The following is a 7397-nucleotide window of genomic DNA, read 5'->3' as shown; positions in this document are numbered from 1 at the left end:
CCTGGTCCATCGCACGGTCGCGCTGCATGAAGCCGATGCGTTCGCGGATCTTCGCGAACGCCGCCTGCATGGCGGAGCCGGCGTGGAATTCCTCGCTGCCCGCCAGCGCGGCCATCAACTTCTTCACCTCGTCGACGAACTGCGCGTGGCTTTCGTGATCGGGCTTCGGCGCGCCCGAAACTTTTGCCGCGAGACTCCGCCAATCGCCGCGCGCGGCGAGCGTGCGTGCCGCGTTGAGCATGTCCTGCCGATATTCGAGCGCCTGCGCTGCGGTGTACAGCTCGAGCGCGAGCACGTGGCCGAGATCTTCGATCATTTCGAGCACGTGGCGTGCTTCGTTCGTGCCCATCGAGACGTGGTCCTCGGCGTTCGCGCTGGTAGGCACCGAGTAGACGCTGGCCGGATGGGCGCGCGTGGCAAGGTCGTTGACCAGCGCCGCGGCGGTGTACTGCACGATCATGAAACCGGAATCAGTCGCGTCCTCGTTGCCGATCAGGAACGCCGGCAGGCCGTCGTTGGTCGCCGGATCGACGAGCTTGTTGAGGCGGCGCTCGCTGATCGAGGCGAGCACGGGGATCGCCGCCTTGACGTAGCTCATCGCGAGCGCGAGCGGCATGCCGTGGAAGTGACCAGCCGAGATCACCTGATCCTCGATCACCTTCGCGTTCTCGGCATCGGGAAAAATCAGCGGATTGTCGGTGACCGAATTCAGTTCGATGTCGAACACGCGCTGCGCCTGCGCAAGCGCGTCGCGCACGGCGCCGTGTACCTGCGGGATGCAGCGCAGGCTGTAGGCATCCTGCGGCTGGTGCTTCTTGCCGCCCTTGAACGGCATGAAGCGCGCGTAGAACGCCTCCTTGCCGTGACGCTGCGACGGTGGCACGTAGTCCCAGCCGAGATCGAAGCGATGCGCCTGATCTGCCGGGTCGCTCCACGAATCGGCGAGCCAGGTCTTGAAGCGCGGCACGAGGTGATACGGAATATCGACGAGCGTCGAGTCGCCGAGCAGGCGGCGAAGATTGGCAGCAGTCTGTACCTGCCCCGGATGCGGACGCAGCGCATGCACTTCCTGCTTGAAAGCGGAACTGCGGCCGGCGAACGCATCGAGCGTCATCGCCGCGGCAAGATCGGCGGTCGCAAGAAGTTTTTCGAGCGCGTCGAGAGCGAGCGCGCCGCTTGCGAGCATCTGCGCGGTGCCGTTGTTGAGTGCGAGACCTTCCTTGAACGACAGGCGCACCGGCGAGAGTCCCGCGCGTTTCAGCGCTTCGCTGCCGGGCAAACGCTCGCCCTGGTAAAACGCCTCGCCTTCGCCGAGCAGCACGATCGCCAGATGCGACAGCGGCGCCAGATCGCCGCTCGCGCCGACCGAGCCCTTCTCGGGAATCACCGGAATGATGTCGCGGTTGAGAAGTTCGGCGAGCGACTGCAGCGTCGCCGCGCGAATGCCCGAATGCCCGCGCATCAGCGTGTTGACGCGGATCGCGAGCATCGCGCGCACGACTTCGACCGCTAGCGGCTTGCCGACGCAGACCGCATGGGTGACGACGAGGTTGTGCTGCAACTCTTCCAGAAGCGTGCCGTCGCGCCTCTCCGGATTGCCGCCGGGCAGTTCGTCGCGCGCACGGTGCGCACCGAGCAGCTTGTCGGCATTGCTGCCAAAGCCGGTCGTCACGCCGTAGATCGGCTCGCCGCGCTGCACCTGCTCGGCGAGGAAGTCGGCTGTGCGTTGCACCTTCGCGAGTTGCGCTGCATCGAGTTCGATCTTCGTGCCCTGCTTTGCGATCGCGACGAGTTGCGCGCGCGTGAGGCTGGAACCGTCCAGACGAATCGGGGCGCTCATATCTTCATCGCCTCGGCCTGCTCAAGTTCCACGCGCAAGGTGCGCACGAGTTCGCTGCGAGCGACCTCGAACTGGTCTTCCTTGCGCAGATCCTTCACCGTCACCGTGCCCTTGGCGATTTCGTCCGAACCGAGCACGACGACGAAGCGGATGCCGGCGCGGTCGGCGTACTTGAACTGCTTGCCGAGCTTGCCGCCGTCGAGCACGACTTCAGTCGCGATGCCGCCGTTGCGCAGTTGCGTGGCGAGTTCGAGATAGGCGGGAAGCTGCGCCTCATCCATCTGCGTGACGAGCACCTTGACCGTCGACTGCGCGGTGTCGATCAGCTTCGCCTCGCGCAACTGCCAGAACAGGCGCGTCGCGCCGATCGAGATGCCAACGCCGGGCAGCTTGGACTTGGTGTAGTTCGAGGCGAGATTCTCGTAACGTCCGCCCGAGCAGATCGAGCCGATCTGCGGATGCTCGTTGAGCGTGGTCTCATAGACCGTGCCGGTGTAGTAGTCGAGGCCGCGCGCGATCGACAGGTTGATCGCGTAATGCGTCTCCGGCACGCCGAGCGCACGGATCATTGTCAGCACTTCGCGCAGTTCGACGATGCCCTGGTTGAACACCTCGCTGCCCTGCCCCAGCGCATCGAGTTTGGCCAGTGCATCGCCATAACCGTGCGAACGGATCTGCACGAAGTCGAGGATCTTTTTCGCCGCATCAGCCGACAGGCCGAAACCCTCGCCCATCAGCGTGTCGCGCACGTAATCCGCGCCGCGCTTGTCGAGCTTGTCGACTTCGCGCAGCGCGAGCGCCTGCTGCTCGATGTCGGTGATGCCGAGGCCTTCGAAGAAGCCGCGCATGATCTTGCGGTTGTTGAGCCAGATCGTGAACGGTCCGATCTTGAGATCGCGGAACACGCTGTAGATCACCGCGGGGATTTCCGCGTCGTAGCGAATCGATAGCTCGTCCTTGCCGATCACGTCGATATCACACTGGTAGAACTCGCGGAAGCGGCCGCGCTGCGCACGCTCGCCGCGGTAGACGCGCTGCATCTGATAGCGACGGAACGGGAAGCTCAGGTCGTGTTCGTGCTCCGCGACGTAACGCGCGAGCGGCACGGTCAGATCGAAGCGCAGCGCAAGCTCAGGCCGCTTGTCCTCGCCCTTTTCCAGCGCTCCGGTCGACTGCACGAAGTAGACCTGCCGCTCGGTCTCGCCGCCCGACTTGGTCAGCAGCACGTCGGAGTATTCGATCACCGGCGTTTCGATGGGCAGGAAGCCGAAGCGCTCGTAATTGCGACGCACGGTGTCGAGCATCTCGGCGAACGCGATCTGGTCGAGCGGCAGCAGCTCCATCACACCGGGCATGGTGCGGGCTTGGGTCAACGACATGGGTGTCCTTGCACAAAACAGCGGCGGAACGCCGCACAGGCGCACATTTTACCATGCCGCGACAAGACGCCGGCTGGCAAAGTCGCCAGCCGGCATGACACGGACTACAGCGTCTTGCCGACCACGTCGTTCTTGAGCTTGAAGCGCGAATCGAGCGACAGCGATTCGTTGCCTTTGAGCTCAGACAAGTCCTGATTGGCGGCTAGGCCAGGCTTGTTCATCCAGGGCGCAGGATGAATGGGGCCGGGTACGTACCCCTTCCACTTGTTTTCCTTCAAGGCCTCCGCGCGGGTATCGCCAACGCCGTATTCGATCGGGACGATCACTGTGGTACCCATCGGCTTTCCGTCGACCGTTTCGGTCATGTCGTAACGCCACTCCTTCGCGGCGGCTACGCTCGATCTCTCGAATACCTTGCGCCAGCTTTCCGCTTCATGTTCTGAACGAGTGCGCGCGCCGAGGCTGGTTTGATACGGTTGCACTTCGACGACCTTGCCGTTTTCATCGAGGCGCAGATACAACAGAACTCGCGCGCCGAGATGCGCGGCGACCGCTTCCATCGGATAGTGCGGCGGTTTCATCTGGCCGGCATGCCGCGGCTCACCGAAATTCATGCTGGCGATGCGCAGTTTGTAATTGTCTTTGCCGCCTGCGATCGGCTCGGCGGTCAAATGGATATGCATGGTGGTCCTGGCGACGACCGGCTGCCCGTCGACCAAAATCGGCTCGAAATGCCAGCCGCGCACGTTCTGATCGATCAACTTCGCGACTTCATCCGGCAATTTGCTGGCAAGCCTGTAATCGCTGACGTGCCCATCCGTGGCTATTTGTACCTCGCCGACGGCTTCCATCGAATATATCGCGGCAGGTTGGTCTGCTTTCGCAGCTGTCATGCCCGCCGCCATCAATATCGCAACCAACACCGCATCGCGGGGCAACATACTCGTCTCCTTGAGCTATTGATGCCTCGACTTTAGGGGCAATCTTTCCGCCAGGCAAGTTTGTAGAGTGCGCGAATGTTCAATACCCGCCCTGCTTGCCGATCTTGTATTCCAGCGTCGCCCAGAGCGCGCGTTCTGCCGAACCGAACGTGTTGCGATGATAGTCGGCGTAATCGAGCTCGATGCTCAAATCCTTGCGCAACTGATAATTGATCATCGCGTTGAGTTCCGAACCATAGCGCTGGTTCACGCGATCGGCGAAGAAGTTGTGGAAGGTCACGCTCCAGGTCAGGCGCGAGTCGATCTTGCCGAACGCGGCGACGTAGCGGTCTTCGAGTCCGTTCGGCGGCGTGTTCTTGAACTGGCTCGTCCAGCCGTCGAAACCGTGGTTCGATCCGTACGGCGACGAAAACGCGTACTTGCCGTTACCGCCGAGTACCTCGTCGCCAAGCTTCAGGCTGGCCCAAGAAAATCCATAACTGACTTCGAACAAGTGGTAGTCCGCCTGATAATGCTGCGGATTGTTGCGCCAGCTGTTCTGGCGTGCGCCTTCCGCCGTCCAGCCGAGCGCCGTGCCGGTATTGCCGAACTGGTATTTGCCGACCCAGCGCAGGCCGGCCGTACGCCAGGAATTCTTGGCGTTCGTGTCGTTTTCGACGAGATAGTCGTAGCCGGTCAGCGTGCCGAGCGGGAGTTTCTGATCGATGTGGATCAGATGCGCATCGAGCTGCCACTCACGCTGGGTCGGGTCGGGGTAGTCGTGGCCGACCGAACGCTGCGCCTCGTCGAGATAGAAATATTTGATCGTCGTGCCGGTATCGAATTTCAGCGCCGCGGCGACGGCGTCGAACGATTGCGGATTCTGGCGCCACAGACCCGGCGTGAAGAAGCGGTCGTTGTCGAGGCTGACATATTGCCGCCCCAAGCGCGCGGACGCCGTGCCGTTGTCGTAGGCCACCCAGGCGCTCGACACTTCGCTCGACGGCGGATCGCCTTCCGAGGGGCGGTGCGTATTGCCGTTCGCACCTGTGTTGTAGTGTTCGCCGAAAATGGCGAAGACACGCGTGCCTTCGACGTAGGCGCTCCATTCCGGCGCGAACTTCCACAGATAGCCCAGCGTGAGTCGCACCGTATTCGCATTGGCAGGCTTCGCATAACCCGTCTGATTGATGTGTGCCGAGCGATAGCGCAAATCGATGACCAGGCCGTCGGGTGGATAGTCCAGCGCACTCGCCGTGCCTGCCTGCAACAAGAGCCCCCCCAACACCAGAATCCTCGCCGATGCGCTGCCTGCCTGATTCCTCATTCGACTCTTCCGCAACCGAGATGGCTGCACGATAGTGTGCGCTGCACAACGCGCCAACTGACTGCTTTGCATGCGCTTATTCCCGGCAGCAGTAACTCCACCCGCTCGATCTGGTCGTTGCAGCATCGACAGACATGCGACTTTAGTATGAGGTTTTGAGGCAGTCGGATCGAAACAAAACGTTTAAGCTCGCTATGCGTATCGCGTCCACGGAACATCGATCGCGCTGCCCGTCCGCAGTAATTCTTCCACCCACTTCCGAAAGGTGATTCATGAGCTTTCTGATTTGCCTTGCCGCACTCGCGTTTCTGATGTTCGTGGCCTATCGCGGCTACAGCGTGATCCTGTTCGCGCCGGTCGCCGCGCTCGGCGCGGTGCTGTTGACCGACCCAGGCGCGGTCGCACCGATCTTCTCCGGCCTGTTCATGGACAAGATGGTCGGATTCGTCAAGAACTACTTCCCGGTGTTTTTGCTCGGCGCGGTGTTCGGCAAGGTGATCGAGCTGTCGGGATTCTCGAAATCCATCGTCAGCGCGGTGATCGGGCTGATCGGCGGCCAGCGCGCGATCATCGCGATCGTGCTGGTCTGCGCGCTGCTCACCTACGGCGGCGTATCACTGTTCGTCGTCGTCTTCGCCGTGTATCCGTTCGCGGTCGAGATGTTCAAGCAAAGCAACATCCCGAAGCGCCTGATCCCGGGCACGATCGCGCTCGGCGCGTTCACCTTCACGATGGATTCGCTGCCCGGCACGCCGCAGATCCAGAACATCATCCCGACCACGTTCTTCAAGACCGACGTCTATGCCGCGCCGTGGCTCGGCATCCTCGGCGGCGTGTTCATTTTCGTCTGCGGCATCACCTATCTCGAATGGCGCCGCCGCGCCGCGCTCGCCGCGGGCGAAGGCTATGGCACCGGGCACACCAACGAGCCGGAGCCGGTCGCGGGCTCGCTCGTCAATCCGTGGATCGCGATCCTGCCGCTGGTCGCGGTCGGCGTCGTCAACTACCTCTTCACGACCTTGATCAAGGCCAACTACGGCAAGTCCTACGATGTCGCGCTGGTCGCGGGTGCGAAGCCGCTGAGCGTCGACGTGACGCCGGTCGTCGCGATCTGGGCGGTCGAAGGTGCGCTGCTGGTCGGCATCCTGCTCGTGTTCGTGTTCGGCTTCAACCAGCTCAAGGCGAAGTTCGCCGAGGGCAGCAAGTCGGCGATCGCGGGCGCCCTGCTCGCTTCGATGAACACCGCGTCGGAATACGGCTTCGGCGCGGTGATCGCGGCGCTGCCGGGCTTCATCGTCATTCGCGATGCGCTGAAGGCGATCCCGAATCCACTGGTCAACGAAGCCGTGTCGGTGACCACGCTCGCCGGCATCACAGGCTCGGCTTCGGGCGGCATGTCGATCGCGCTTGCGGCGATGGCCAACGACTTCATCGCCGCGGCAAACGCCGCCGGCATCCCGCCCGAAGTACTGCACCGCGTCGCCGCAATGGCCTCGGGCGGCATGGACACGCTGCCGCACAACGGCGCCGTGATCACCCTGCTCGCGGTGTGCGGGCTGACCCACAAGCAGTCGTACAAAGACATCTTCGCCGTCACCTGCCTGAAGACGCTCGCGGTGTTCTTCGTCATTGCGGTGTACTACATCACCGGCCTGGTGTAAGCCGCCCTTGGTCACAATGACGGGAAGCCGCGTGCAATGCCCCACCACCCTGCCCTCGCCTATCTGAGATCACCGGACAAGGGCAAGGTGGTCAGCGCGGCCGAGGCCGTGCGCCTGATCCGCGATGGCGACACGGTCGCCACCGGTGGCTTCGTCGGCATCGGCTTCGCCGAGCAGATCGCGATCGCGCTCGAAGAACTGTATCTGTCGAACGAAGTCGACGCACCGTTCGCCACGGGCAAGCCGAAGAACCTCACCCTCGTCTACGCC

The 7397-nt window shown here is 62.8% G+C and carries 6 protein-coding genes; 2 read left to right on the top strand and 4 right to left on the bottom strand.

Annotation, left to right across the window (positions count from 1 at the left end; genetic code table 11):
- The 4 genes from VF497_RS02135 to VF497_RS02120 all read right to left on the bottom strand — a co-directional run.
- The coding region (locus VF497_RS02135; protein WP_330885788.1) for an aromatic amino acid ammonia-lyase at positions 1-1840 on the bottom strand (1840 nt) is incomplete at its 3' end.
- Positions 1837-3219: a histidine--tRNA ligase gene (gene hisS / locus VF497_RS02130; protein ID WP_330885786.1), complete on the bottom strand. Its 1383-nt coding sequence runs from the start codon at positions 3217-3219 to the stop codon at positions 1837-1839. The genes VF497_RS02135 and hisS, both read right to left, overlap by 4 nt.
- Before the next feature lie 104 nt (positions 3220-3323).
- On the bottom strand, positions 3324-4160 hold the full coding sequence (locus VF497_RS02125; protein ID WP_330885784.1) for a hypothetical protein: 837 nt from the start codon (positions 4158-4160) through the stop codon (positions 3324-3326).
- A 79-nt stretch (positions 4161-4239) separates the two neighbouring features.
- Positions 4240-5427, bottom strand: coding sequence for a hypothetical protein (locus VF497_RS02120; RefSeq protein ID WP_330885782.1), 1188 nt, complete (start codon positions 5425-5427; stop codon positions 4240-4242).
- A 311-nt stretch (positions 5428-5738) separates the two neighbouring features.
- On the opposite strand from VF497_RS02120, the gene VF497_RS02115 reads away from it, so the two are divergent.
- Complete coding sequence (locus VF497_RS02115) at positions 5739-7127, top strand: GntP family permease (RefSeq protein ID WP_330885780.1); 1389 nt, start codon at positions 5739-5741, stop codon at positions 7125-7127.
- Between the two features lie 36 nt (positions 7128-7163).
- On the top strand, positions 7164-7397 hold a 234-nt coding region (locus VF497_RS02110; RefSeq protein WP_330885778.1), incomplete at its 3' end, for a CoA-transferase.

Origin of the sequence: Rudaea sp. (assembly GCF_036383415.1) — a bacterium.
Classification (GTDB): Bacteria; Pseudomonadota; Gammaproteobacteria; order Xanthomonadales; family Rhodanobacteraceae; genus Rudaea.
This window is presented reverse-complemented; position numbering and strand designations above follow the sequence as displayed.